We start from the raw sequence: 24,572 nt of genomic DNA on the forward strand, positions 1-24,572 counted from the left end.
GTGCCCCTAGACTCGCTGTGCGCTGAGATTTTCTCAGCTTCTTCCCCAACCGTCGGAGTGCCCCTGTGATCACGTTCGAGGACGTCACGAAGTTCTATCCAGGACAGCATCGCGCTGCCCTCAGGAACGTCAACCTCGAGATCGGCCGGGGGGAGTTCGTGTTCCTCGTCGGCCAGTCCGGTTCGGGCAAGTCCACCTTCCTGCGGCTGATCCTTCGTGAGTACCGCCCGACGAAGGGCACGCTCTACGTGGCGGGGAAGAACCTCGCCACCCTGCCCCAGTGGAAGGTGCCGGGCCTCCGCAGGCAGATCGGCACCGTGTTCCAGGACTTCCGCCTCCTGCCGGGAAAGACGGTCTACGAGAACGTCGCCTTCGCGCTGCAGGTCATCGGCCGCCCCGGCCGCGAGATCCGTCGGGTGGTGCCCGACACCCTCGAGATGGTGGGGCTCGCAGGCAAGGAGAACCGCCCGTGTGAGGAGCTGTCCGGCGGCGAGCAGCAGCGCGTCGCGATCGCCCGCGCGTTCGTCAACCGCCCGAAGATCCTCATCGCCGACGAACCCACGGGCAACCTCGACCCCGAGACCTCGGTGGGCATCATGAAGCTGCTCGACCGGATCAACCGCGTCGACACCACCGTGATCATGGCCACCCACGATTCGTCCATCGTCGACCAGATGCGTCGTCGGGTACTGGAACTGCGCGACGGCGAACTCGTGCGGGACCAGGCCAAGGGCATCTACGGCACGGCGTAGGGGAGAGACACACATGCGGCATTCACTTCGCGAGACCTGGTCCGGTCTCAAGCGCAACATCGCGATGACCATCGCAGTGGTGGTCACCATGTCCGTGTCGCTGGCGCTGTTGGGCGCCGGCCTCCTGACGTCGATGGAGGTCGACCTCACCAAGCGGACGCTGTACGACAAGATCACCGTCCAGGTGTTCCTGTGCACGCCCAACACCCAGGGCGGCCGGTGTGAGCCGGGCAAGGGCACCAGCGACGCGCAGCGCGAGTCCATCCAGCAGACGTTGGAAGCCAACCCGGAGGTCTCCGAGGTGGTCTACGAGTCCAAGGAGGTGGCCCTGGCGGAGTTCCAGCGCGTCTTCAGGGACTCGCCCGCGGTGAACTCGCGCACCGTCGACGACATGCAGGACTCCTTCCGGGTCAAGCTGCGCAACCCCGAGAACTACGCCGGCGTCTCGAGCGAGGCCCGCGGTCTCCAGGGCGTGCAGGCGGTCCAGGACCAGAACTCCATCCTCGAGCCCATCTTCAAGTGGTTCGGCGCCCTCCAGTGGGCCACGATCACCATGAGCGTGTTGCTGCTGGTCGCGGCGGCGCTCCAGATCGTCAACACCATCCGCATGGCGGCCTTCTCGCGCCGCCGGGAGATGGGCATCATGCGCCTGGTCGGCGCGTCCAACATCTACATCCTGCTGCCGTTCCTGTTGGAGGCCCTCGTGGCCGCCCTCATCGGCATCGTCATCGCGTCGGCGACCCTGACGCTGGGGTACTGGTTCGTCATCGACCAGAACGCCCGAACCTCAATCGCCGCTTTACCTTGGATTGGCTGGGGAGACCTCGCCGCTGCCATTGTGTCCATTGCAGCAGTAGGTGTTGGCCTGGCCATCATCCCGACACTGCTCGCAACCAGAAGATATCTGCGTATCTGATCGAAGGAGTCGAGCGTGAACCGGGAACTTCCCCCTCTGCCCGCAGTTCGCACCAGAATCTCAGGCCTGTCCCGAGGCATCGTCGCCGGGACCTTGGCCGTCCTGCTGGGTCTCGCCAGCTGGGCGCCCGCGCAGGCCGACGAGCTCACGGACCGCAAGGCGGAGCTCCAGCGCGAGATCGCGCGCCAGTCCGCCGTCATCGACGGGGCGGAGGCACAGCGTGACTCCGCCGTCGAGGCCGCCCGTGTGGCCCGCACCCAGCTGGCCGACGCCGAGGCCAAGCTGGCCCGCGCCGAGTCCGAGGTTCGCCGGGCCGAGGAGATCGACCAGCAGCGCGCCGACGAGCTCGCCGAGGCCGAAGGCCAGCTCGACGACGCGAACGCCGAACTCGAGGACGCCAACCACAAGCTCGCGCAGGCGAAGGCCGACGTCGCAGCCGCGCAGGCCGCGCTCGACTCGGTCAACCGCAGGCTCAACGAGGAGATCCTGGTCACCACGCAGCACAGCACCGGCCTGGTGAACCTCGCGCTGATCTTCACCGACGTCACGGCGTCGAACCTCAACCAGCGCGCACAGCTGGCCCAGAGCCTGATGGCCTCCTCGGCCGTCCAGCTCGATGAACTGGAGATGCGCCGCCTCACCCTCGAGGACGCGGAGACCCGCGCCGACGACGCCCAGCAGGCGGCCGACGCGGCCCAGCAGGCGGCCGACGCCGCGCGTGACGTGGCCGACGAGGCCCGCCAGGCTGCGGCCGAACAGCTCGACCAGAAGGAGGCCGCCCAGGGCGCGGCCGAGGCGCTCCGCGCGCAGGTCGCCGACCTCGTCGCCGCACGGGACAAGGCGGAGGCGGCCGCACGCCAGCAGGTCGTCGACGAGGAGGCCAGGCAGCGTGAGCTCCAGGCCGAGAACGCCGACGTCGAGCGCCGCATCCAGCAGCGCATCGAGGCGCAGAAGAAGGCGGCAGCAGAGAAGGCCGCGCGGGACGCCGCGGCCCGGAAGGCCGCCGCGGACAAGGCAGCCCGTGACGCAGCCGCCAGGAAGGCGGCAGCCGCCAAGCCCGCCGCGCCGAAGCCCCAGGCGGGTTCCTCGTCCAGCAAGAACAGCGGTGCTGCGTCGAGCGCGTCGTCCTCGCGCAACCAGTCGACCTTCATCCGCCCCGTGGACGGACGGCTGACCTCCAAGTACGGCATGCGCCTGCACCCCGTGCTCGGCTACCGGAAGCTCCACGACGGCACCGACTTCGGTGCCCCCTGTGGCGCACCCATCCGTGCCGCTGCCGCCGGTGTCGTCACCGAGCGGTACTACAACGCCGGGTACGGAAACCGCCTGATGATCGACCACGGCCTGGTGCGCGGCTCCTACGTCACCACCGGCTACAACCACGCCACTCGCTACATCGTCGGCGTCGGCTCGCGCGTCAAGCAGGGCCAGGTCATCGGCTACGTCGGCTCCACCGGTTACTCCACCGGCTGCCACCTGCACCTCATGGTGTGGCAGAACGGCCGCGTGGTGAACCCCATGGCCGGCTGGTTCAACTGAGGCGTGGTTTAATTACCGGATGCCCAGGGAGACCGGAACCAAGCTCGTCGCACAGAACAGGAAGGCCCGTCACGACTACCACATCGGAGACGTGTACGAGGCCGGCCTGGTGCTGACCGGCACCGAGGTCAAGACCCTGCGCGCCGGGCGGGCGACGATCGCGGAGGCCTACGCCACCGTCGACGAACACGGTGAGGCGTGGCTGATCAACGCCAACATCCCCGAGTACGAGTTCGGCACCTGGCGCAACCATTCCGCCCGTCGCACCCGCAAGCTGCTGCTGCACCGCAAGGAGATCCTCAAGCTCTCCCGGGCCATCGACGACTCCGGCCGCACCCTCATCCCCTTGTCGTTGTACTTCAAGGACGGCTACGCCAAGGTCGAGATCGCGGTTGCCACGGGCAAGAAGGACTGGGACAAGCGCCACGCCATCGCGGAGCGCGACGCGAAGCGCGAGATGCAGCGGGCCCTGGCGCACAAGAACAAGTACAACGCTCGCTGAGACCCGGCCCGGGTAGTCGTCAGGGGCGATTTCAGGGGAGTTCCCGGTACGTTTCCGTGGGCCCGTTGGTCACAATGGATGCATGAGCGCCTACCAGCAGTTTCCCGGAGTCACCGACCAGCAGCGCGACCGTGCGGTCAACCACCTGCAGGCCTGCTACGCCGACCGCTCCATCGACGAGGCCGAGCTCGACCGCCGACTCGACCTCGCCCTCAACGCGCGCGACCGCGTCGAACTCAACCGCTCCCTGGTGGGGCTGGCACGCATCGCGCCTGCGGTCTTCGTCCCGCAGCGACCCGGCCAGGCCGCGCCTGCGGAGAACGTCGGCGCAGGGCTCGTCCACCTCTCGGGCCTGTTCACCTGGTTCATCGCCCCGGCCATCGTGAAGTCGGTGGCGCGTCCGGGGAGCCACCTGTGGTGGGAGGCCGGACGCGCGCTCAGCTTCCAGCTGACGGCGGCGGTCGTGGCCGCTGCCGCGCTCGTGCTCGGCATCGTCCTCGGTGCGGAGGGCTTCCTGTTCCTCGCATGGCTCGCCTGGTTCGGTGGCACCATCTGGGCATCGGTGCGTGCGTTCAACGGGCAGTCCGGCACCGGCCGGCTGGAACCGTTCATGCTGGCCAGGCCGAATCCGCCGAGGCAGGCCCTCCGCTGACTTCCGCTACAATGGTGGGGACAACTCAACAGGGGGTGACTGGTTTCGACTCGGGACGGTAGTCCCAGGAGAAGCGGGCCGAGGATCCACGTTTATCTCGTAAACGCTGCGTGGAAACCAATAAGTGCCAACAACAACCGCACTGACTTCGCTCTCGCTGCCTGATCAGCGACACCGAAGGGTCAGCCCGGACGAGCCTTCGGTCCGGTTCCTGGCCTCATTTAGAAGGCTTGCTGAGTAGCCTGCGTATCAGGGGCTGCTCGGGACTTTACTGATACTGGGTCTGTCTGCGACGTGCCGACGAAGAGCGCAGGGACCGAGAACACGCCATTGTCGGCTGCGCCCGGAGAATCCCTGGGTCATCTCTTGAGGACGCGGGTTCAATTCCCGCCACCTCCACCCCTGTGGCCCCTGTCAGTTCGCTGACAGGGGATTTTGTCTTTCTGGGATGATCGTCACGCCCTCGAAGGCCGCGAACTTCGCCGACCTACTCGGCGTCCCAGGCGCTCATGCGGACGGTCGTGGAGGCATCCTTCCGTGAGGGCTCAACACGTGCCCCCGGGCCCCACCCCCCGTGCCCACGGTTTTTCATGCCCATGCCCCTGTCCTGCCCGTTAGGGTTGGGTCCATGCATACCGGTGCGATCGCTGTGGGTCAGTTGCTCGTCGCCACCCAACCCGGGCGCGGCGGATACTTCGACCGCTCCGTCGTGCTGCTGCTGGAGCACCATCAGGAGGGCACCGTCGGGGTCTGCCTCAACATGTTCTCCGAGATGCCGCCGGAGGCGGCGGCAGGACAGTTCGTCTCCCACCTGAGCCCGCCCGGGGTGCTCTTCGAGGGCGGCCCCGTCAACAGCGACGTCGTCCTGGCGCTCGGCAAGCCCGCCGCCGACGACGTGAGCCCGCCCGGCTGGGAGCGGGTGGCCGGCGACGTCGGGCTGGTCGACCTGCGCTTCCCGGGCGAGCTGTTGGCGTCCTCGTTCACCGCGCTGCGGCTGTTCGTCGGGCTGTCATCCTGGTCCCCGGGGCAGCTCGAGGGCGAACTCATCCGGGGCTCGTGGTTCCGCACGGAGGTGCGGTCCGACGACGTGTTCGGCAATCCCGAAGGCCTGTGGCGGCGGGTCCTGCGCCGGATGGGCGGGCTGCCCGGCCGTTGGTCCACCTGGACCGAGGAACCAACGCTGAACTGAGGCACGCGGGCGCTCGGGTGACCCCTTGTCCATGCAAAACTTTGGGGGTATGCCGCTTGCTAGGAGGGCCGCCCGTGACCGCTGAGGACTTCGACGACGACATGCTGGCCCCACCCATCGACGGGGTGGCCGGGGGCATCGGCGGCGTCGACGACCATGACGGCCACACCGATGAATGGCACCCGTCACATGGCTTCACCGATGCCCGCATGGCGGTGCGCGTGTGGGTCGACGAGGAGTCCCGCCATGTCGCGAAGGTGCACGTCTCGCCCCGCTGGCGCGAGGTGCTCGGCGCCAACCGCTCGTTGGAGGATGCGTTCCAGGAGGCGTTCTTCGCGGCGTCGGTGCGGGTCGACGACGGCAGCTCCCTCATCCCAGACGTGCTCCCAGAGGCAACTCCCGACCCCGACTCGACGCTGACGTGGGCAGACCTGGAGGCGGTCCAGGAGCGGGTCCTCGTCCTCACGGAGCGGCAGGAGGCGTTGTCGTCCCGCCCGGATGACCAGATCCGTTGGGCGCACCTTGAAGGGGAGCAGACCCTGGCGCGCCGTGGCCCGGTCACGGTTGCGCTGTCATGGTCCGGGCTGGCGGAGTCGGTCCGGTTCGAGCGGAACTGGTTGCTCTCCGCCACCTCGGAGCAGATCGAGGCGGGCGTGCTGAGCACCTGCCGGAGCGCCCACGCGAACTACTCCCCGCCCGTCTTCGTGCCGGGCGAACACGAAGAGTTGGCCGAAGAATTCCACCGAGCACAGCGAGACCTGCTCACCATCATGGCGAAGGACATCTGATGAACGACGAGACGACGGGCGCTGAACTGCGCTTCGACCCCCGCCAACTCCAGGCGCGCATCGACGGGCCGGATCCGGAAGACCCGTGGGGAGCGGCGGATGCCGACGAGTACGCGGTCCCCACCGAGGTGACCGGAGCTGAGGACGAGAAGGAGCGCGAGGAGCGTCGCCGGCGCCGCGCCGGCGGGATGGCGCTGCGCGGCTCGGGCACCCGCGGGCGCAAGGGCGGTGCGGGCGGTTCGATGGCCCCCGGCGTGGTCGCACCCAACGCCACCGTCGGTGGCGTGGGTCCAGCGGGCGCAGGCGGTCCCGGTGCCGCCATGCCGGTGCCGCAGCAGATCATGTCGGCCGGCCCCGGCGGACCGGCAGGCATGCCCTCGTTGATGCAGGGCCAGGCCGGGCGCTTCGGCACCTCGTCGGTCTTCGGGCCCATCGGCGCCCAGTCCCCCGGCGCTTCGGTGGCGCTGTCTCCGGGGGGCGGGCTCATGGCCGCCGGCACGGAGGACGCCGTGGACGCCGAGCAACTGCGGGAGGCGTTGCGCCGCAGCGGTCTCGACCAGCTGGTCACGGTTGACGGCGATGGTCAGATCATCGAGGACCCGCTCGTCGACACCGACGGTGACGGCCTGCCCGACACGCGGCTGAGCGAGGTCCGCGCCCGCGAGAACTCGAAGGCGGTCAACGGCCTGAACGTCACGGGGATGCAGCCGTTCCACCTGCAGAACCAGACCACCCCCGGCGGCCTCCAGCAGGTTTCCACCGCGCCCTCCACCCAGCCCGGCACGATCGCTGGCCCCGGTGCCGGTCCCGTCGCGGCCGGCGGCGGCGACTCCGGCACGTACGACGGCGGCGGCACCCAGTACGACGGCGGCACGCAGTACGACGGGGGAGCGCAGTACGACGGCGGCACCCAGTACCCGGGCGGCACCCAGTACGAGGGCGGCGGCCAGTACGGCGGGGGCACCCAGCATGGGGGCGGCAGCCAGTACGGCGGAGGCTCCCAGTATGGCGGGGGCTCACAGTACGACGGCGGCAGCTACTCCGGTGGGAGCTACAGCGGGAGCCAGACGGGGGTGCGCCCCTCGTCGAGCACGTCGTTCAGCCAGCCCACCTCGACCTACTCCACGTCGGGCGGCACGGACTACACCGTCAACACCGACGAGTTGCGTCGCGAGGCGAACAACTGGAGTGACCTGGCGGACCAGTCCCAGCCGATGAAGGACTCCATGTTGGACACGCCGGAGCCCGGCGCGATGTTCGGCGTGATGACCGAGGCGGTGCCCCCATACCGGGCCGCCGTCGAGAACAGCGTGGACGCCGCCAACGAGGCAGGCCTCGAGGCGGAGGCCCAGGCCATGGCGCTCCAACTCAACTCCACCACCTACGACCAGAACGAACTGCAGGCCCAGCAGCACACCGGAGGAATGAATGAGCACCGCAGCGTATGACAGCCTGACACAGGCCCACACGAAGATCCGGGGCCTCGCCTTCACGGCCGTGCGCAACGACGTGATCGAGAACTTCCTGGTGCTCACGCGTCTGGAGAACCTGGCGCAGGCGGCGCTGCAGCCCTGGATCGCCGCTGCCATCGCCGCGGACGCGGCCCAGTTGTTCGGCAGGATCACCGGCCGACTGTCGTCGATCCAGGGCCATCACCAGTGGCTCGGCGCCAGCCGACGCTCCGTGTCGCTCCTCGGTGAGGCTGCCGGGCAGTGGAGCAACGTGGTGGCGCAGCAGCAGCAGGTGGTTGCCACGGTCCGGGCGAACAAGGGCCGGATCAGCGGCGGCGAGTGGCGGAGCGTTGCCAGGGACGCGCACCTCGACACGGTGAGCCGCAAGGAGCAGAAGGAACTGGCGTTCGCCGACAGCGTGGGCCGCATCGTCGAGGGCTGCACCATGGCGCAGCTGGTCACGAAGAACCTCATGACCCAGGCCGCCACGAGCTGCAACCAGGCGCTGATGCAGACCTCCGTCGCCAGGACGGCGCCCAGTGCCCATTCGCCCCATGCGCGCAACTGGCGCATGCGCAAGGTCAACGCGGCGCTCGGCCAGCTGGACGCGTTCTACGCGCGCCTCGAGGGTGGGGCCACATGGCGCGGCCAGGCCCAGAAGGTGGCGCGGATCTTCGACGAGAACGCCGAGACGCTGCAGGCCCTGCACAAGCTGTCCGGAGGGCCGCTGCGCGCCACTGCGGTGTGAGCCTTCCCGCCCCTCGCTACCATGGATGGCAGAGCAAGGAGGCAGGGGTGACCGACGCCAAGGGCAAAGCCCGCATTCTGGTGGTGGACGACGACGCGGCACTCTCCGAGATGCTGCAGATCGTGCTGCGCCAGGAGGGGTTCGAGACGGTTCGATGCGGGACCGGCAACGAGGCGTTGCAGGAGTTTCGCCAATCCCGACCAGACCTGGTCCTGCTGGACCTGATGCTCCCCGGTCGCGACGGGGTCCTGGTGTGCCGGGACATCCGTGCGGAATCCGGGGTGCCGATCATCATGCTGACGGCCAAGTCGGACACCTTCGACGTCGTGGCGGGGCTCGAGGCCGGGGCGGATGACTACGTCGCCAAGCCCTTCAAGGCCAAGGAACTGATCGCCCGGATCCGAACCCGGCTCCGACGCACCAGCGGTGACACTGGCTCCGACACCCTCACGATCGGCGACCTGACGATCTCCGTGTCGTCGCACCTGGTCAAACGAGGGGAGACGCACCTGCCGCTGACCCCGCTCGAGTTCGACCTGCTGCTCGCGCTGGCCCGTCGGCCCTCCCACGTGTTCACCCGTGAGGCGCTCCTCGACGAGGTCTGGGGATATCGCAATGCGGCCGACACCAGGCTGGTCAACGTCCACGTCCAGCGGCTGAGGGCCAAGATCGAGAAGGACCCGGAGCATCCCGAGATCGTGATCACGGTTCGCGGCATCGGGTACCGCGCCGGTGAAACGCAGATCTGACGCGACACGCGCTCGTCCCGCGCGCGGTCTCAAGGCCCTGTGGTGGGGCTCGCTGCCGCTGCGCGTGCTGATCTCGACACTGGGCCTCTCCATCGTCCTCATGACGTTGGCCGGCATGGTCCTGATGCGGCAGGCCACGGCCGGCGTCGTGGAGACCAAGCGCCAGGCCGCGCTCAACGAGGCCGCGGGCGTGTACGCGTTCATGCAGGAGCAGCTGCGCACCCCCGAGGCCCGGGGCGCGGCGATCCACGAGTCGCTCAGCCGCCTCGCAGACCTCGCGGACGCGCAGGCGGCGCAGTACCGCGTCGTCATCCAGGGCCCGGTCTCCAGCCTCACCTCGACCGGCATCCGAGCCGAATCGGTGCCGGACGAACTGCGGGAGCGGGTCGAGCAGGACCAGGGCATGTTCATCACACCGACCCGCGTCGTGTTCACCGATGCCACGATGCTGCCCGAACCCGGATGGGCCATCGGCTCGTCCCTGATCGGCGAGACGGGGGAGCGGTACCCCGTCTTCTACATCTTCCCCATGACGACCGAGTTGCAGACGCTGCGCGCGCTGCAGGGCGCCGTCATCGCGGCGGGCCTCGCGCTCGTCGCCGCCCTGGGCCTGATCTCCTACCTGGTCACCGTCCAGGTGGTGCGGCCCGTGCGAAAGGCCAGCACGACGGCGCTGCAGCTGGCCTCCGGCCAGCTGGGGGAGCGCATGCTGGTGCGCGGCACTGACGACCTGGCGCTGTTGGCCACCTCGATGAACCGGATGGCCGCCGAGCTGCAGCAACGGATCCGTGAACTCGAGACGCTCTCCACCCTCCAGCAGCGCTTCGTCAGCGACGTCTCGCACGAACTCCGCACGCCGATGACCACGATCAAGATGGCCGCCGACGTCATCTACGACGCACGAGACACCTTCGAGCCCGTCCCCGCCAGATCGGCGGAACTCATGAGCCTCGAGATCGACCGCTTCGACCTCATGCTCGCAGACCTGCTCGAGATCTCGAGGTTCGACGCCGGCGCTGCCGTGCTGGCGCTCGACGAGACCGACGTCGCGGCCCTCGTCGCAGCCGAGGTGCCGAGCAACCGCTCCATGGCGGAGACGCTGGACGTCGAACTGAGGTGTGAACGGGTCGACGACGACACCACCGCCGAAGTGGACACCCGCAGGGTCCGGCGGATCCTGCGCAACCTCATCACCAACGCGATCGAGCACAGCGAGGGCAACCCCGTCGTGGTCCGGGTCGCCTCTGACGCCGACGCGGTGGCAGTGACCGTGCGCGACTACGGCGTCGGGTTCCGTGCGGAGGACGCCGCCCGGGTGTTCGACCGGTTCTGGCGCGCCGACCCCAGCCGGACCCGCCTGGTCGGCGGCACCGGCCTGGGCCTGGCCATCGCGATGGAGGACGCGCGCCTGCATCGTGGCTGGCTGACCGCCTGGGGCCGGCCGGGACGGGGCGCCCAGTTCCGCCTCACCCTGCCCCGCGAGGCCGGTCACGAACTGACGTCGTCTCCGTTGCCGGTGGTGCCACCTGACGACAAGGAGGTCGGCTCATGAGAGCAGTCATGGCCGCAGTGGTCAGCCTCGTGCTTGCGCTCACGGGATGCACGGCCATCGCCACCACCGGGCCGGTCGAGGAGGTGCCCCTCGCTGCGCAACCCCGTGGCATCGAGATCGCACCCGAACCGCCCAGTGCCGACATGACGCCGGTGCGCCTCGTCGAGGGCTTCCTGCAGGCCATGGCGGACCCGGAGGGCGACTACGCCATCGCCCGGCAGTACCTGACCAGCGAGGCGGCTGCGCGGTGGGCCCCCCGCGAGGCGCTCGTGTTCGACGGTGGGGTCACCGGCGGCGCGCAGTCCGCGGGCGCGGTCGGGCTGGCGATCGGCTCGCTGGACGAGCACCGCCGCTACACCGCCAACCGCCAGCCCTTCGAGCACGACTTCGGGCTGGTGCAGGAGCAGGGCCAGTGGCGCATCAGCGTGCCGACGGAAGGGCTGCTGCTCACCCGCTACAACTTCGAGCGCTACTACTCGCGGGTGACCCTGTACTTCATGAGCCGGGTCGGTGCCCATGTGGTGCCGGACCCCATCCACATGCCCGAGTCGCTCGTGACGCCCAACAACGTCATGCAGGCGCTGTTCGAGGGCCCGGACGAGGACCTCGGCCGGTCCGTCATCGACGCCCTCCCCAAGGGCACCCGCCTCGGCGCGGGCGGCGCGACCATCGACCAGGGCGGAGTGGTCACCGTCGACCTGGCGGGGCTGCCCGTCGTGATGGGCGACGACGACCTGCGCGGGCTCGGCGCGCAACTCCTCTGGACGCTGACGTCGGTGGCACGGTTCACCGGGCTCGTCGTCACGCGGGAGGGCGGCCGGACCCTGCCGATCCCCGGCGCGTCGGCCAACGGCGTGCTCGAACTGGCGACGCAGCAGGGCTACCAGGTGCTCTCGCGCGCGGCGGCGACGGACCTGTTCGGCGTGCGTCGCGGCCGGGCCGGGCGGATCACTGGGCAGGACGAGTTCGAGGTCCTGACCGGCATCAGCTTCCGCGTCTCGGACATCGCCGTGTCGGTCGACGGCGCGAGCATGGCCGTCATCAACGAGCAACGCACCGAGGTCTCGATCGGTTCGCTGGGTGGCCCCGTCAATGCGGTCGAACTGCCGCTGAGCAACCTGCGTTCGCCGCAGTTCGTGCTGGGCACCCTGTGGGTGCTGGGCGACGACTGGACCGGCACCCCCCGGATCGCCACGGTTGACCGTGGCGGGCAGGTGCAGATGGTGACCACCGAGATGACCGTGGGCAGGGTCCAGGACTTCTCCGTCTCGCCGTCGCGTGCGCGGATCCTGATCATCGCCGACGTCAGGGGCGTTCCCACGCTGGGCATCGCCTCGCTGCTCGGGTCCAACCCCGTGACGGCGACGGGGTGGGAGCCACTGGAGATCGTCGCCCAGTCGGGCGAGTTGCTCACCGACCCGGTCTCGCCCACGTGGCAGGCAGAGACGTCCCTGGCGGTGGCCGCGACCAGCGGGGGAGTGCGTTCGGTGTTCACCTCGCTGCTCGACGGCTCCGTCGTCCAGGACCTGGGCGCGGTCACCGGCGAGATCGTGGACGTGACGTCCAACGTGCGCCTCGGCGGCGGGCCCGTGGCCGTGTCCACCGGTCAAGAGGTGACCTGGCGCTACGAGGCGCGCACGCGCTGGACACGCCTGGCGGACGACGTGTCGGCGGTCGCGTATCCCGGCTGAGGCTGTGGACAACGAGGCCGGGCACCTCCAACCGGCCACAGTGGTGGCGTGCTGACCTACCTCCACACCGCCGCAGACCTCCTCCTCGGCGCCACCTGCCCCGGCTGTGACTCTCCCGGGTGGGGCCTCTGCCGCGCCTGTACCCGGCAACTCTCCACCCCGCCCGAGTTCATCCAACGTGGCCTCGACGTACCGGTGGTGGCAGCGTGCCAGTACCGCCCGGTGCTCGAACGCGTCATCCCGCGCCACAAGGACGACGGAGCGCTCCACCTCAGCGGCGCGCTGGGAGACCTGCTCGCCCGCGCCGTCGTCGCGCTTGGCCCAAGCCCTGGCACGGTCCTGGTTCCGGTACCGTCGCGCCCGGCGGCCGTCCGGGAGCGCGGCTTCGACCACGCGCGGCGCCTGGCGGCCCGCGCCGCCAAGCGGTGCCACCTCGGTTGGGAGCCGCTGCTGAGCAGGGTCTCGCGCGGCGCGGACCAGTCAGGCCTGGGCCGCTCGCAGCGCAGCAGCAATGTCCAGCACGTCATGGTGGCGCACCCCAGCGCGGCCCCAGTCGTCGTCATCGACGACGTGGCCACGTCCGGCGCGTCGCTGCGGGAATCGGTGCGGGCGCTGCGTGCCGTGGGCGTCGCCGTCCTCGGGGCGGCCGTCGTGGCCCAGGCGGAGAAACTTCCACAACACTCTGGGAAAGCCGATACACATCCTTGAGGGTGAGGGTAGCGTTGGTACATGGACACGCCGCAGGCCCAGCTCGCTGGGGACTCTGCGGCGTTGTGCATACCGGCCGGGATCCCTCCCGGACGGTGGTAAGTCGTCAAGTGGGCCCATGGCCCAGGACAGACGGAGGATAAAGATGGACATCGTCGTCACAGGTCGTCAGTGCACGATCAGCCCCGAACTCAAGGAACTCGTCACCGAGCGCTTGGCCACCATCGAGCGGCTGCGCGACCGGGTGATCCGGGTGGAAGTCGAATTCCAGGCTTCCGAGGGGACGAAGAACCCGTCCGACGCCATCACGGTCCAGCTCACCCTCCGGAGCCGTGGACCCGTGATCCGTGCCGAGGCGAACGCCGAGGACAAGACCGCCGCGTTCGAGATGGCGCTCGACCGGCTCAAGACCCAGCTCCGCAGGGCAGCAGATCGCCGCAAGACGCACCGTGGGCTGCGCGCGGCCGCAGTGGCGGAACTGCAGCCCCGCCAGCCGGAGATCGCCCTGTCCGAGGAGGACCACAACGGCGTGCCCACCACGAACGTGGCCGGCCTCGTGGTCACCGGCGACGGCCCCCTCGTCGTGCGCGAGAAGGTCTTCGAGACGGCCCCGCTCACCCTCGCCCAGGCCCTGGACGAGATGGAACTGGTGGGGCACGACTTCTTCCTGTACCAGGACGCCGAGTCCGGCCGGCCCTCGGTGGTGTACCGCCGCAAGGCCTACAACTACGGCGTGATCCAGCTCGACGTCAGCTGATCCAGCAGGCCTGACCACGCTCGCCCCGACCGGTTGGTCGGGGCGAGCGTGTTCTGCACGCCCTTGGCGTGTGGGGTTAGGATGGCTGGCGGTAGTCGGCACCGGCCCGGCATGCACTGACACGAAGGATGCGCCCCGTGGGAATCATGGACTTTCTGAGCGGCCTCGGCTCCGGAGCCCAGCTCCGCAAGCTGAAGAAGGTGGCCGATCAGGTCAACTCCATCGAAGAAGAGTTCCAGGCCATGTCGGATGCCGAGCTCCGTGAGGAGACGCAGAAGTTCCGCGAGCGCATCGCCGACGGCGAGTCGCTGGACCGGCTGATGCCCGAAGCGTTCGCCGTCGTCCGCGAGGCTTCGGTGCGCGTGCTCGACAAGCGCCACTTCGACGTGCAGTTGATGGGCGGCGCGGCGCTCCACTGGGGCAACATCGCCGAGATGAAGACCGGTGAGGGCAAGACGCTCGTCGGCACGCTGCCGTCCTACCTCAACGCGCTCAGCGGCAAGGGCGTCCACATCGTCACCACCAACGACTACCTCGCGAAGTACCAGTCGGAGCAGATGGGCCGCATCCACCACTTCCTCGGCCTGGAGGTCGGCGCCATCCTGGCGTCGATGACGCCCGAGCAGCGGCGCGTGGCCTACCACTGCGACATCACCTACGGCACGAACAACGAGTTCGGCTTCGACTACCTGCGCGACAACATGGCGCTGCGCAAGGCCGACATGGTCCAGCGCGGCCACCACTACGCGATCGTCGACGAGGTCGACTCCATCCTGATCGACGAGGCCCGCACCCCGCTGATCATCTCCGGCCCCGCCGAGGACAACCACGAGTGGTACCCGGTGTTCGCCAAGCTGGCGCTGACGCTTCGCCGCGACGAGGACTACGAGGTCGACGAGAAGAAGCGCACCATCGCCGTGCTGGCCCCGGGCATCGAGAAGGTCGAGGACCGGCTCGGCATTGACAACCTCTACGAGTCGGCCAACACCCCCCTCATCTCGTACCTGAACAACTCCATCAAGGCCAAGGAGTTGTTCAAGCGCGACAAGGACTACGTCATCGCGGGCGACGAGGTGCTCATCGTGGACGAGCACACCGGCCGCACGCTCGCCGGGCGCCGCTACAACGAGGGCCTGCACCAGGCGCTCGAGGCCAAGGAAGGCGTCAAGATCAAGGACGAGTACCAGACGCTCGCCACGATCACGCTGCAGAACTACTTCCGCATGTACGACAAGCTCGCCGGCATGACCGGCACGGCCAAGACCGAAGAGGGCGAGTTCCAGAAGATCTACGGCCTGGGCGTCATCCCGATCCCCACGAACCGGCCCATGGTGCGAGTCGACCAGGCAGACCTGATCTACCGCACGCAGGAGGCCAAGTACGAGGCGATCGTCAAGGACATCGTCGAGCGGCACGCCACGGGTCAGCCGGTGCTGATCGGTACCGCATCGGTCGAGAAGTCCGAGGTGCTGTCGGCCCTCCTGAAGAAGGCCAACGTCCCCCACAAGGTGCTCAACGCCAAGCACCACGAGAGTGAAGCCGCGATCGTGGCCGAGGCAGGCCGCAAGGGTTCGGTGACGGTGTCGACCAACATGGCCGGCCGCGGCACCGACATCATGCTCGGCGGCAACCCCGAGTTCCTGGCAGACATCCAGCTGCGCAAGGAGGGCCTGGACCCGCAGGAGACCCCGGAGGAGTACGAGGCCCGCTGGGGCGAGGCCCTCAGCGCGCTCGAGGAGCAGGTCAAGGCCGAGCACGAGGAGGTCGTCGAACTCGGCGGCCTGTACGTCGTCGGCTCCGAGCGCCACGAGTCGCGCCGCATCGACAACCAGCTGCGTGGCCGCTCCGGCCGACAGGGTGACCCGGGCGAGTCGCGGTTCTACCTGTCGCTGAGCGACGACCTCATGCGCCTCTTCCGCCCCGAGCTGCTCGAGCGGGCCCTGCTGATGATGAAGGTGCCCGACGACGTGCCGATCGACATGAAGTCGGTGTCGAAGTCGATCGAGGGTGCCCAGAAGCAGGTCGAGGGCCAGAACTTCGAGATGCGCAAGAACGTGCTCAAGTACGACGACGTGATGAACCGTCAGCGCCACGCCATCTACGGCGACCGCCGGCAGGTGCTCGACGGCGCCGACGTGTCCCCGCAGCTGAAGGCGGCCACCGAGCGCGTCGTCACCGACGTCGTGCGCCAGCACACCGGCGGCATCCCGGAGGACTGGGACCTGGAGACCATGTTCACCGAGCTGAAGACGCTGTACCCGGTGACGATCAAGCTCGACGACATCGCCGACGACCTGCCCGAGCAGGGCGAACTGATCGAGATGGTCCTCGAGGACGCCGACGCGGCATACAAGGCCCGCGAGGAGCAGCTCGGTGAGGATACCATGCGCGAACTCGAGCGTCAGGTGCTGCTGACGGTGCTCGACCGCAAGTGGCGCGAGCACCTCTACGAGATGGACTACCTGCGTGAGGGCATCGGCCTGCGCGCCATGGCGCAGCGCGACCCGCTGGTGGAGTACCAGCGCGAGGGCGGCGACATGTTCAACGCCATGATGGACGCCTTCATGGAGGAGGTCGTGGGGTACCTGTTCAACCTCGAGGTCACCCCGCAGCCTGCGGAGCCGCAGCTCAACGTCGGCCTGGTGACGGATGCCGACGGGTCCGCAGTCGGTGTGGACTCGCTGACCGAGGCGCTGCCGTCGAAGGCCGCCCACAAGGTCAAGACGCCGACGATCAAGGCGCCGGTCGAGGAGGAGCCGCAGCAGGAGCTGCCCGCAGCGCTGGCCAAGGGCCTGGGGCGCAAGGCGGACCGGAACCTCTCCTACTCCGCGCCGGACGAGTCCGGCAACGCCACCCGCAGCGGGGCCACCACGACCACGACCGAGCAGAAGGTGGGCCGCAACCAGCCGTGCCCCTGTGGCTCGGGCAAGAAGTACAAGGTGTGCCACGGCCGCCCCGGGGGTGCCGCCTGACGCTCGCGTTCAGGCCGCCATCAGCGCGGCCGGGCGCAGCACCATCAGTTCGGTGCACATCCATCGGCCGCGCCGCACGTCGAGGCGGATCACGCAGCTGACGATGCGCGGCCCGCACCTCAGCGTCACCGTGGCCTCGACCGCGTGCGGTGTCGGCATCTGCGTGCGCACCTGCCCGATGGCGAGCCGTCGGAAGGTGCCGCCGTCGGCGTAGCCCGCCAGCCGCGTGAACGGAGTGGGAGCCAACAGCGGACGCACCTGGTGCAGCGCACGCCGCCCGGACATCGCCTCCAGCAGCACGTGGACGAGGCGGAGGGCCTGCGGGGGCGCCTCCTGGGGGCCGTTGAAGGGACGAAGGGCCGTGATGCCGGTGGAGTTCATGGCCGAGACGCTAGGCGGGTCACCCGCGCGAGGTCACGCGTTCATGACCAACGGACAACACCTCACTGGGAACGGACAACACCTTGTGCGTGTCGGACAACACCTGGGGCCATCCGGACAACACCCTGTGAGAGGTCAGCCGCCGAACATCAGCAGCAGGCCACCCATGGTGAACACCACCATCATGGCCAGCAGGGGCAGGTGGACGACGATGCTCGATGGGGCGGACCGCAGGGCGATGTCGTGGGTGACCAGGACCCCGAGCGCATGCCCGCCGACGATCAGCAGCACCTGCAGCACGGCGATGGCCGTCGGGTACAGGAACAGCGTCGTGTCGGGGGCCGCGTCGATGGTGCCGAAGATGTTCCAGCCGAGGCCGAGCGGGTCGCTGAAGCGGATCAGGGTGCGCTGGCCCTCGAGGTAGAGCATGGTGCCGTAGTGCGCCAGGGCGTAGCCGACCACCAGGGGGACCAGGCCGGGGGCGAGGGCGTCCATGGACAACCCCCGGTAGGGCCGGGTGCCCACCCAGAACAAGCCGAGGATGGCGGCCACCGAGCCGAGCAGCGCGAGCAGGCTGATGGGCCACAGCCAGCCGTCGAGTTCCTGGGTGGCGCGGACCCACCAGGCGGTGTTCGACAGCGCATCGAAGAGGGTGCCGCCCAACAGCACGCACGCGAGCACGGCAAGGTGCCGCGGCGCTCGCCACGACGCGAGGTTGCGGACGGGGTTGGTCCAGAGGATGGTGCCGCCTTCGGTGCGCGCCCACGGCGACATGCGGGCCACCGTCGTGGCGTAGGCCTCGAACGGGTCCGCCTGCGCCACCCAGTGGCGGCCGCGCAGCAGCGCGCCGGCGACGACCCAGACGACCCATCCGACGGCGAACCAGCGCACGACGGGCACTGTCGCGCCGCCGGGCTGGACGAGCTCCAGGTACAGGAAGACCAGCAGGGCCAGTGCGGCCGGCAGTACGGAGGCCGTCGACTCGTGCGGCCCGGGCGCCGTGGTGCCACGGAAACGCAGCAGGAGCCTCAGCGGGTTGGAACGCCGGTACACCTGACCGAGGAGCAGGGACAGGGGCACGAGGCCCACCCACAGCAGCACGTAGACGAAACCGAGCACGGGGTTGTCGATGCGGTCCACCCCGAAGAAGAGCGCCGCCGCCATCAGGGTCCACACGAGCGCCGCCGCCACCCGCAACGAGCGTGAGATGACGGGCGAATCCACGAACCGGGTCAGGCGGGGGAGTTCGCGGCCATCCTGCTCTCGGTACCGCGATCGCTTCCATGCAAACAGCGCAACCCAGAAGGTGACGACGAGGACGACCGCGCCCCCGGCGACCACCAGTTCGAAGGGCAACGGCAGGTCGGAGCGCGACGCGATGCCGTGCAGGAGCGTCATGAGACGACCACGTCTGCCCAGATGGTGTCGGTGGCGTGCGATTCCAGTTCGTAGCTGCCGGCCATGTCGGCGGTGAAGACCCATTCGATGGTCTCGCCCGCCTCGGTGGTGGCCTCGAGCTCGTAGCCGTGGAGGTGCGCGTGGTCCGCGGTGGGCGTGGTGATGCGCATGGTCACCTCGGCGCCCAGCGCGATCTCGATGCGCTGCGTGGGGCCGGGCGGGTCGGCGATCTCCAACTCGACGGTCTGCGGCGGAACCGATTCGGGCGCACCGCAACCGGCCAGCGCGAGGGCCGTCAGGACGAGGACGAGGGCGCGGAACAGGAACTTCATGGCGCCCACGAACCTACCCCGTTCCTGCGGTCGCCGCACCCGAGGCCTCCTCCGCGGCGCGTCGCGGGGCTAGGGTGGGCTTCGTGAAGCGTCAACTGGTGTTCATTCCCATCGCGTCGGACGAACTGGACATGCTCGTGGGCGGCGTGGCCGTCGATGGTCGGGCGGCGTACACCGTCACGCCCGAACTCATGGCCGAGCTCGAGTACGACGAGGACGAGACGGAGGACGCCGAACACGCAGCCATGGTGCTGGCGTCGGTGGCGGGGCTGGCTGCGCACGGGGAGCGGGTCGTCGTGGTGGCCGAAGTGGACCCGTCGCTGGTCCGGCCGGGTGAGGACCCGGCCAACGGCCAGGTGCAGCTGACGCAGTGCCCGCCCAGCGCGATGATCGCGTGGTTCGCCGAGGAACCCGGGGTGGACGTGGCGGACGCAGCCGCCATCGCCAAGGGCATGACGATCGACCAGGCCTGGGCCCAGCCACAAGTGCAGGAGTTACTCGAGAATCACGACCTGCTCTGGAATGACAAGGTCGAATACCACGGAGGGAGCTGACCATGCCACGCTCTATCTGGAAGGGCTCCGTGTCCTTCGGGCTGGTGTCCATCCCCGTCAAGCTCTACGGCGCCACCGAGGACAAGGACATCAGCTTCCGGCAGGTGCACTCCGAGGACGGCGGGCGCATCCGCTACCAGCGCGTCTGCGAGAAGTGCGGTGAGGTGGTGCAGTTCGCCGACATCGCCAAGGGCTACGAGGCCGCCGACGGCCGCATGGCCATCCTGAGCGACGAGGACTTCGAGAACCTGCCGCTCAGCACCCTCAAGAGCGTCGACGTGGTGCAGTTCGTGGAGGAGCACGAGGTCGATCCCACGTTCTTCCAGCGCACCTACTTCCTGGAGGCGGAACCGGCCGGGCAGAAGCCCTACGTGCTGCTGCGCGAGGCACTGGCCAAGGAGAACAAGGTGGCGGTGGTGAAGGTGGCGCTGCGCAGCCGGGAATCGCTCGCCCTGATCCGCGCCAAGGACGACCTGCTGCTGATGCACACCATGTACTGGCCAGACGAGTTGCGCGACGGCGAGTTCGCGGCCCCCAAGGCCGAGGTGAAGATCTCCGACGCGGAGATCGAGATGGCAAAGCTGCTGATCGCCCAGCTGGAGGGGGAGTTCGACCCCGAGGCCTACACCGACTCCTACCGCGAGGCCCTGCTCGAGGTGGTCGAGGCCAAGCTCGCGGGCGCCGAGGTGCCCGAGCAGACCGACCGTTCCGCGCCCACCGGCGACGTGGTCGACCTCATGGCGGCGCTCAAGGCCTCCGTCGAGGCGGCCAAGAAGCGCCGCGAGGAGGCCTCAACCAGCAAGGCCGGCTGAGGCCACCGTCGACAGCGTCAGCGGGTGAGCCAGTCGGCCGCGCGCCGCTCGAGGCCGGCGAAGGCATCGCGGATGTAGGGCTCCACCTGCGCCTCGACCTTCTTGCCCACCAGCGGGATCTTCACCTTGAGGTCGCCCGTGTAGCGGCCTTCCGTGCTGCCGTTGGACTGCGGCACCATCAGCGCGTCGGCCTTCACGTCCACCGGCATGCCGGGCACGTCGACGTCGACCCGGCCGCGGATGCTGCCGTCAGATGCCGGTGCCTCGAAGCGGAAGACCTGCTTGAGCTTCATGGTGGAGCCGACGAACTTCGCGACGTTGGCGGGGACGGGCAGCGACATCGTCAGGGTGGTGGCGTCCGGGGTGATGTCGACGGCGTGCTCGGTGGCGCCGGCGTGGCGTGCGACGTCTGCGATGAACTCCTCGTTGCGGAGGAGGCCGACGACGCGCTCGGGGTTGGCGGCATACGTGTGGGTGTAATCCAGGTCCATGGGGCCAGACTACTTGGCCCGGGCTGTTGCCCCGGCCCGGCCAAATCCCGGCGGGCCAGTGCCTAGGATGTGGGCCATGAGGATCGACCTGCACACCCATTCGCGCGTATCGGACGGGACCGACTCCCCGACGGCCCTCGTGCTGAAGGCGTCACAGGCAGGCCTCGACGCCATCGCGATCACCGACCACGACACGTTCGGCGGGGTCCTCGAGGCCCAGGAGGCGGGCCGGCGCATCGGGCTCAAGGTGCTGTGCGGGATCGAGATGTCGACGGAGGTCGAAGGCCACCCCGTGCACCTGCTCGGCTACGGTTGCGACCTCTACGACCGCGAGCTCGGTGCCGAGCTCGCCCGCATCCGGCACGGGCGCAGCCACCGGCTGCCCATGATGGTGGAGAAGCTCAACGCCGCAGGCATCGAGCTCACGCTCGACGACGTCAACCGCGCCGCGATGGGCGCGCCCGCCGTCGGCCGGCCCCATGTCGCCGACGCCATGGTGGCCAGGGGCCACGTGGCGGACCGGGAGCAGGCATTCTCCGAGTGGCTCGCCGAGGACAGGCCGGGCTACGTGAAGCGCTACGCCGCGTCGTTGGAGCGCGCCATCGAGTTGATCCATGGTGCCAAGGGAGTCGCCGTCATCGCGCACCCGTGGGCCAGGGGTGGCCGGGCCGTGATCGACGGGCCCTACCTCGAGCAGCTGGTCGCCGACTACGGGCTCGAGGGCATCGAGGTGGACCACCCCGACCACGACCCGGAGGCACGCTCGCTGCTGTTCGAGATGGGCGGCAGGCCGGGCCTCCTGCGCACGGGCTCCAGCGACTACCACGGCCTCGGGAAGAGGAACAACCCCTTGGGTGCCAACCTGACCCGCACGTCGGCCTTCCGCGACCTCCAGGCGCGGATCAGGCGCCGGGGCGGCCAGATCGTCTGACCTCGGACCAGTGGCTAAGCTTGGGGCGCACATCCACTCACCCCAGGCAGGTTCACCTATGTCCACCGAAGAGATCTCCCTCGACATCGACGCGTCACTGGCGCGGTCCACGGCGCGTAGCCAGGAGATCGAGGCGGCACTGGCCAAGGATCCGTCGCAGTTCCGCATCCTGACGGGGGACCGGCCCACCGGGCACCTGCACATCGGGCACTACTTCGGCTCGCTCCAGAACCGCGTGCGCCTTGCGCAGCAGGGCGTGGAGACCTTCGTCATCATCGCCGACTACCAGGTGATCACGGACCGCGACGGCGTCGGGCCCATCCGGGAACGCGTCTACTCGCTGCTGACCGACTACCTCGCGATCGGCCTCGACCCGGCCGAGGTGACCATCTTCACCCATTCGCAGATCCCGGCCCTCAACCAGTTGATGCTGCCGTTCCTCTCGCTGGTCACCGACGCCGAACTGCGCCGCAACCCGACGGTGAAGTCCGAACTGGACGACACGGGGGACCGCCCGATGTCGGGCCTCATGCTCACCTACCCGGTGCACCAGGCCGCCGACATCCTGTTCTGCCGCGCCAACCTCGTGCCGGTCGGCAAGGACCAGCTCCCGCACATCGAGCAGGCCCGCGTCATCGCCCGCCGCTTCGACGAGCGCTACGGCCGAGCCGACGAGTCGCGGCCGGTGTTCCCCGCCCCGGAGGCCCTGCTGTCGAAGTCGGGCACCGTGCTGGGCCTCGATGGCACGAAGATGTCGAAGTCGAAGGGCAACACCATCGAGTTGCGGATGACCGCGGACGAGACCGCGAAGCTGCTCAAGCGTGCGGTGACCGACTCGGACCGCCACATCACCTACGACCCGGCGAACCGGCCCGAGGTGTCGAACCTGGTCAACCTGGCGGCGCTGTGCCTCGACCGCGACCCCGTCGAGGTCGCCGACGAGATCGGCGACGGCGGTGGTGGCGGGCTGAAGAAGCTCGTCACCGAGGCGGTCAACGAGTACTTCGCCCCCATCCGCGCGCTCCGTGCTGAGCTGGAGGCAGACCCCGGCCACCTCGCCGCCGTGCTCGCAGACGGCAACGCCCGCGCCAACGCGATCGCCGACCAGACCCTCGACGAGGTCCGCGCCGCGATGCAGATGCAGTACTGACGCCAGCGGAACGACACGTGGCCGGGACCCAGCGGGTCCCGGCCACGTGTGCGGTACGGGCGGTCAGCTCTCGGGCTTGACCTCGACGCCGGCGCGGGTGCGGCGTCGGCGACGACGCGGCTTGCGCTCGGCAGTCGGCTCCTTCGCCGGCTGGTCGCCCTCACTCTCCGTGACGCGGTGCCGACGGCGGCGCGTGCCACCGGCCTCGCCCGCGGCCCGCTGGCTGCTGCTGCGACGCTCCCCGGTGCCGCGACGGCTGGCCTCTGCCCGCTCCCGTGCCGCGACGGCGCCGGGCGCGCGGCCCTTGGTGCCCTCGGGGATGTCGAGGTCGGTGTAGAGGTGCGGCGACGACGAGTACGTCTCGACCGGCTCGGGCTTGCCGAGCTTGAGCTGCTGGTCGATCAGCTTCCACCGGTGCAGGTCGGACCAGTCCACGAGCGTGACGGCGACACCGGTGTTGCCGGCGCGGCCGGTGCGGCCGATGCGGTGCACGTAGGTGGCGTCGGTGTCCGGGCACTCGTAGTTGATGACGTGGCTCACGTCGGGGATGTCGATGCCGCGGGCGGCCACGTCGGTGGCGACGAGCACGACGATGGTGCCCGAACGGAACTTCTTCAGGGCGCGTTCACGGGCCTGCTGGTTCAGGTCGCCGTGGATCGAGGCGGCGGCGAACCCGCGGTCCACGAGTTCGTCGGTCAGGCGCTGCGCGGCCCGCTTGGTGCGGCAGAAGACCATCACCTTCGAGGTCTGGCGACCCTGCAGGATGCGCGCGACGATCTCCGGCTTGTCGAGGTCGTGCGCCTGGTAGACGAACTGCTCGATGTCGGGCACGGTCATCTGGGCGTCGTGGCCCTCCGCGCGGATGTTGATGGGCTTGTTCAGCGTGGCCCGGGCCAGCGCCAGGATGGGCGCCGGCATGGTGGCCGAGAACAGCATGGTCTGGCGGTTGTGCGGCGTCTTGCGCAGGAGGCGCTCGATGTCGGGCAGGAAGCCCAGGTCCAGCATCTCGTCGGCCTCGTCGAGGACGAGCACCTGGATCTGGCTGAGGTCCAGCGCGCCACGGTCTGCCAGGTCGAGCAGCCGGCCGGGCGTGCCCACGGCGATGTCGATGCCCTTGTCCAGCGCGTCGAGCTGGTCGTCGTAGCTGGTGCCGCCGTAGATGGTGAGCACGCGCATCTTGAGGTGCTTGCCCGCCATGTCCATGTCGCGGCCCACCTGGAGCGCGAGCTCGCGCGTGGGGCACACGACGAGCGCGCGGGGCTTGCCGTGGGCGGGCTTCTCGCCGTCGGAGAGGGTCACCATGCGGTGCAGCAGGCTCACGCCGAACGCGAGCGTCTTGCCGGTGCCGGTGCGGGCCTGGCCGATGAGGTCGCTGCCCTGGATGGCCAGCGGAATGGCGAGCGTCTGGATGGCGAAGGGGTGGACGATGCCCGTCTCCGCCAACGCCGAGGTGATGGATTCGTGGATGCCGAGGTCAGCGAATGTGTCGCTGCCTGCAATCTCGTTGTCGCTCAGGGTTCTGACCTTTTCGAGTGAGCTCACGGCGCGGGAGACGCG

The 24,572-nt window shown here is 69.2% G+C and carries 24 protein-coding genes and 1 other RNA gene; 20 read left to right on the plus strand and 5 right to left on the minus strand.

From position 1 onward, the window contains the following. The first annotated feature begins 65 nt into the window (after nucleotides 1-65). From ftsE to secA, 16 genes are all read left to right on the plus strand, one after another. Nucleotides 66-752, plus strand: coding sequence for a cell division ATP-binding protein FtsE (gene ftsE, locus ABEA30_RS13170; protein WP_345583600.1), 687 nt, complete (start codon nucleotides 66-68; stop codon nucleotides 750-752). Between the two features lie 13 nt (nucleotides 753-765). Then, complete coding sequence (ftsX, locus tag ABEA30_RS13175; protein WP_345583602.1) at nucleotides 766-1,668, plus strand: permease-like cell division protein FtsX; 903 nt, start codon at nucleotides 766-768, stop codon at nucleotides 1,666-1,668. A 15-nt stretch (nucleotides 1,669-1,683) separates the two neighbouring features. Then, the gene (locus ABEA30_RS13180; protein WP_345583604.1) at nucleotides 1,684-3,207 is read left to right on the plus strand and encodes a peptidoglycan DD-metalloendopeptidase family protein; all 1,524 of its coding nucleotides are present in this window, start codon (nucleotides 1,684-1,686) and stop codon (nucleotides 3,205-3,207) included. Between the two features lie 19 nt (nucleotides 3,208-3,226). After that, nucleotides 3,227-3,709: an SsrA-binding protein SmpB gene (gene smpB, locus ABEA30_RS13185; protein ID WP_345583605.1), complete on the plus strand. Its 483-nt coding sequence runs from the start codon at nucleotides 3,227-3,229 to the stop codon at nucleotides 3,707-3,709. Nucleotides 3,710-3,791: 82 nt separating this feature from the next. Beyond that, nucleotides 3,792-4,361 (plus strand): DUF1707 domain-containing protein, encoded by a 570-nt coding sequence (locus tag ABEA30_RS13190; protein ID WP_345583606.1) that lies wholly within the window; start codon nucleotides 3,792-3,794, stop codon nucleotides 4,359-4,361. Between the two features lie 31 nt (nucleotides 4,362-4,392). Next, nucleotides 4,393-4,763, plus strand: a transfer-messenger RNA (tmRNA) gene (gene ssrA / locus ABEA30_RS13195). 226 nt (nucleotides 4,764-4,989) lie between these two features. Then, on the plus strand, nucleotides 4,990-5,550 hold the full coding sequence (locus ABEA30_RS13200; protein WP_345583608.1) for a YqgE/AlgH family protein: 561 nt from the start codon (nucleotides 4,990-4,992) through the stop codon (nucleotides 5,548-5,550). Between the two features lie 74 nt (nucleotides 5,551-5,624). Beyond that, entirely contained in the window at nucleotides 5,625-6,338 is a 714-nt protein-coding gene (locus tag ABEA30_RS13205) for a hypothetical protein (protein ID WP_345583609.1), read from the plus strand. Then, nucleotides 6,338-7,786 (plus strand): hypothetical protein, encoded by a 1,449-nt coding sequence (locus ABEA30_RS13210; RefSeq protein ID WP_345583611.1) that lies wholly within the window; start codon nucleotides 6,338-6,340, stop codon nucleotides 7,784-7,786. Before ABEA30_RS13205 ends, ABEA30_RS13210 begins: the two co-directional genes overlap by 1 nt. Then, the gene (locus ABEA30_RS13215) at nucleotides 7,767-8,537 is read left to right on the plus strand and encodes a hypothetical protein (protein ID WP_345583613.1); all 771 of its coding nucleotides are present in this window, start codon (nucleotides 7,767-7,769) and stop codon (nucleotides 8,535-8,537) included. The genes ABEA30_RS13210 and ABEA30_RS13215 overlap by 20 nt, the downstream gene beginning before the upstream one ends. A gap of 47 nt (nucleotides 8,538-8,584) precedes the next feature. Continuing rightward, nucleotides 8,585-9,286 carry an MtrAB system response regulator MtrA gene (gene mtrA, locus ABEA30_RS13220; RefSeq protein ID WP_345583614.1) on the plus strand — a complete coding sequence of 234 codons (702 nt, stop codon included), beginning with the start codon at nucleotides 8,585-8,587 and terminating at the stop codon, nucleotides 9,284-9,286. A gap of 52 nt (nucleotides 9,287-9,338) precedes the next feature. Beyond that, nucleotides 9,339-10,838 carry an MtrAB system histidine kinase MtrB gene (mtrB, locus tag ABEA30_RS13225; RefSeq protein ID WP_345583696.1) on the plus strand — a complete coding sequence of 500 codons (1,500 nt, stop codon included), beginning with the start codon at nucleotides 9,339-9,341 and terminating at the stop codon, nucleotides 10,836-10,838. Beyond that, on the plus strand, nucleotides 10,835-12,529 hold the full coding sequence (locus ABEA30_RS13230; RefSeq protein ID WP_345583615.1) for a GerMN domain-containing protein: 1,695 nt from the start codon (nucleotides 10,835-10,837) through the stop codon (nucleotides 12,527-12,529). Before mtrB ends, ABEA30_RS13230 begins: the two co-directional genes overlap by 4 nt. Nucleotides 12,530-12,577: 48 nt before the next feature. Continuing rightward, nucleotides 12,578-13,237, plus strand: coding sequence for a ComF family protein (locus ABEA30_RS13235; RefSeq protein ID WP_345583616.1), 660 nt, complete (start codon nucleotides 12,578-12,580; stop codon nucleotides 13,235-13,237). 145 nt (nucleotides 13,238-13,382) lie between these two features. Continuing rightward, nucleotides 13,383-13,994 (plus strand): ribosome hibernation-promoting factor, HPF/YfiA family, encoded by a 612-nt coding sequence (hpf, locus tag ABEA30_RS13240; RefSeq protein WP_345583617.1) that lies wholly within the window; start codon nucleotides 13,383-13,385, stop codon nucleotides 13,992-13,994. 137 nt (nucleotides 13,995-14,131) lie between these two features. Beyond that, entirely contained in the window at nucleotides 14,132-16,966 is a 2,835-nt protein-coding gene (gene secA / locus ABEA30_RS13245) for a preprotein translocase subunit SecA (RefSeq protein ID WP_453827669.1), read from the plus strand. A gap of 9 nt (nucleotides 16,967-16,975) precedes the next feature. Here the strand turns inward: secA and ABEA30_RS13250 are convergent, their stop codons facing one another. The 3 genes from ABEA30_RS13250 to ABEA30_RS13260 form a co-directional block, all read right to left on the minus strand. Continuing rightward, the gene (locus ABEA30_RS13250; protein ID WP_345583618.1) at nucleotides 16,976-17,347 is read right to left on the minus strand and encodes an Rv3235 family protein; all 372 of its coding nucleotides are present in this window, start codon (nucleotides 17,345-17,347) and stop codon (nucleotides 16,976-16,978) included. A 135-nt stretch (nucleotides 17,348-17,482) separates the two neighbouring features. Next, nucleotides 17,483-18,745, minus strand: coding sequence for a hypothetical protein (locus ABEA30_RS13255; RefSeq protein WP_345583620.1), 1,263 nt, complete (start codon nucleotides 18,743-18,745; stop codon nucleotides 17,483-17,485). Continuing rightward, complete coding sequence (locus ABEA30_RS13260; RefSeq protein WP_345583622.1) at nucleotides 18,742-19,116, minus strand: hypothetical protein; 375 nt, start codon at nucleotides 19,114-19,116, stop codon at nucleotides 18,742-18,744. Before ABEA30_RS13260 ends, ABEA30_RS13255 begins: the two co-directional genes overlap by 4 nt. A 44-nt stretch (nucleotides 19,117-19,160) precedes the next feature. Here ABEA30_RS13260 and ABEA30_RS13265 point away from each other — a divergent pair, with 44 nt between their 5' ends. Both ABEA30_RS13265 and ku read left to right on the plus strand, forming a co-directional pair. After that, the gene (locus ABEA30_RS13265; RefSeq protein ID WP_345583624.1) at nucleotides 19,161-19,631 is read left to right on the plus strand and encodes a DUF6912 family protein; all 471 of its coding nucleotides are present in this window, start codon (nucleotides 19,161-19,163) and stop codon (nucleotides 19,629-19,631) included. 2 nt (nucleotides 19,632-19,633) lie between these two features. Then, nucleotides 19,634-20,443: a non-homologous end joining protein Ku gene (gene ku, locus ABEA30_RS13270; protein ID WP_345583626.1), complete on the plus strand. Its 810-nt coding sequence runs from the start codon at nucleotides 19,634-19,636 to the stop codon at nucleotides 20,441-20,443. A 17-nt stretch (nucleotides 20,444-20,460) separates the two neighbouring features. On the opposite strand, the gene ABEA30_RS13275 is transcribed toward ku, so the two are convergent. After that, the gene (locus tag ABEA30_RS13275) at nucleotides 20,461-20,934 is read right to left on the minus strand and encodes a DUF2505 domain-containing protein (protein WP_345583628.1); all 474 of its coding nucleotides are present in this window, start codon (nucleotides 20,932-20,934) and stop codon (nucleotides 20,461-20,463) included. 76 nt (nucleotides 20,935-21,010) lie between these two features. Between ABEA30_RS13275 and ABEA30_RS13280 the strand changes: the two genes are divergently transcribed. Next, nucleotides 21,011-21,865 carry a PHP domain-containing protein gene (locus ABEA30_RS13280; RefSeq protein ID WP_345583630.1) on the plus strand — a complete coding sequence of 285 codons (855 nt, stop codon included), beginning with the start codon at nucleotides 21,011-21,013 and terminating at the stop codon, nucleotides 21,863-21,865. A gap of 58 nt (nucleotides 21,866-21,923) precedes the next feature. Further along, nucleotides 21,924-23,015 carry a tryptophan--tRNA ligase gene (gene trpS, locus ABEA30_RS13285; protein WP_345583632.1) on the plus strand — a complete coding sequence of 364 codons (1,092 nt, stop codon included), beginning with the start codon at nucleotides 21,924-21,926 and terminating at the stop codon, nucleotides 23,013-23,015. Nucleotides 23,016-23,078: 63 nt separating this feature from the next. Here trpS and ABEA30_RS13290 read toward each other — a convergent pair whose 3' ends face one another. Beyond that, nucleotides 23,079-24,557, minus strand: coding sequence for a DEAD/DEAH box helicase (locus ABEA30_RS13290; protein WP_345583634.1), 1,479 nt, complete (start codon nucleotides 24,555-24,557; stop codon nucleotides 23,079-23,081). Between the last annotated feature and the right edge of the window lie 15 nt (nucleotides 24,558-24,572).

This window comes from Tessaracoccus lubricantis, assembly GCF_039544535.1.
In the GTDB taxonomy this organism is placed as follows: Bacteria; Actinomycetota; Actinomycetes; order Propionibacteriales; family Propionibacteriaceae; genus Arachnia; species Arachnia lubricantis.

Excerpts from the sequence above, each read along its gene's own strand:
- ftsX (WP_345583602.1), top strand. The coding sequence starts at position 766 with ATGCGGCATTCACTTCGCGAGACCTGGTCCGGTCTCAAGCGCAACATC.
- smpB (WP_345583605.1), top strand. The coding sequence starts at position 3,227 with ATGCCCAGGGAGACCGGAACCAAGCTCGTCGCACAGAACAGGAAGGCC.
- ABEA30_RS13190 (WP_345583606.1), top strand. The coding sequence starts at position 3,792 with ATGAGCGCCTACCAGCAGTTTCCCGGAGTCACCGACCAGCAGCGCGAC.
- ABEA30_RS13200 (WP_345583608.1), top strand. The coding sequence starts at position 4,990 with ATGCATACCGGTGCGATCGCTGTGGGTCAGTTGCTCGTCGCCACCCAA.
- ABEA30_RS13210 (WP_345583611.1), top strand. The coding sequence starts at position 6,338 with ATGAACGACGAGACGACGGGCGCTGAACTGCGCTTCGACCCCCGCCAA.
- ABEA30_RS13215 (WP_345583613.1), top strand. The coding sequence starts at position 7,767 with ATGAGCACCGCAGCGTATGACAGCCTGACACAGGCCCACACGAAGATC.
- ABEA30_RS13230 (WP_345583615.1), top strand. The coding sequence starts at position 10,835 with ATGAGAGCAGTCATGGCCGCAGTGGTCAGCCTCGTGCTTGCGCTCACG.
- hpf (WP_345583617.1), top strand. The coding sequence starts at position 13,383 with ATGGACATCGTCGTCACAGGTCGTCAGTGCACGATCAGCCCCGAACTC.
- ABEA30_RS13250 (WP_345583618.1), bottom strand. The coding sequence starts at position 17,347 with ATGAACTCCACCGGCATCACGGCCCTTCGTCCCTTCAACGGCCCCCAG.
- ABEA30_RS13255 (WP_345583620.1), bottom strand. The coding sequence starts at position 18,745 with ATGACGCTCCTGCACGGCATCGCGTCGCGCTCCGACCTGCCGTTGCCC.
- ku (WP_345583626.1), top strand. The coding sequence starts at position 19,634 with ATGCCACGCTCTATCTGGAAGGGCTCCGTGTCCTTCGGGCTGGTGTCC.
- ABEA30_RS13275 (WP_345583628.1), bottom strand. The coding sequence starts at position 20,934 with ATGGACCTGGATTACACCCACACGTATGCCGCCAACCCCGAGCGCGTC.
- ABEA30_RS13280 (WP_345583630.1), top strand. The coding sequence starts at position 21,011 with ATGAGGATCGACCTGCACACCCATTCGCGCGTATCGGACGGGACCGAC.
- trpS (WP_345583632.1), top strand. The coding sequence starts at position 21,924 with ATGTCCACCGAAGAGATCTCCCTCGACATCGACGCGTCACTGGCGCGG.